This is a genomic window from Sphingomonas sp. TREG-RG-20F-R18-01 (genome assembly GCF_022662475.1).
Taxonomy (GTDB): domain Bacteria; phylum Pseudomonadota; class Alphaproteobacteria; order Sphingomonadales; family Sphingomonadaceae; genus Sphingomonas.
Genome location: NZ_JAKNQQ010000054.1, coordinates 1 through 375 on the forward strand (window position 1 = coordinate 1; position 375 = coordinate 375).

Below are 375 nucleotides of genomic sequence, written 5' to 3' on the forward strand. Positions count from 1 at the left end.
GTCGACGACGATCACGCGCTGTGGCGCAGGGTCCTGAGACAGGACGCTCTCGACCGCATCGGCGACGACATGCCCGCGATTGTAGCAGGGAATCACGACGTCGTAGGTCGGGCGCGAAGTGTGGGGGAGCGGGGCAGGGTTCATTCCCGTTCCTGTGCCAGCTTTGCGCGGGCGATCAAGCAGCCTGCCGCCTTCGACCGCTCCCGATCCGCGCGTCACCAGCGGCTCGGGACGGCTTACCGAACCTTGCCCGTCCGGATTTTCACCCCGGTGTAAAAGTAGCGTCCAATGGCAGAGATCGGCTGGTTGATCGCATTGCCCGGATCGGGTTTCTGGTCGGTCAGGTTCTGTACGCCGGCATAGATCGAATAGGCG

The 375-nt window shown here is 63.7% G+C and carries 1 protein-coding gene; it reads right to left on the reverse strand.

The genetic code is table 11. The annotated features are described in order from the left end of the window. On the reverse strand, positions 1 to 144 hold a 144-nt coding region (locus tag L8K25_RS22610), incomplete at its 3' end, for a glycosyltransferase (protein WP_242141270.1). Positions 145 to 375: the final 231 nt, after the last annotated feature.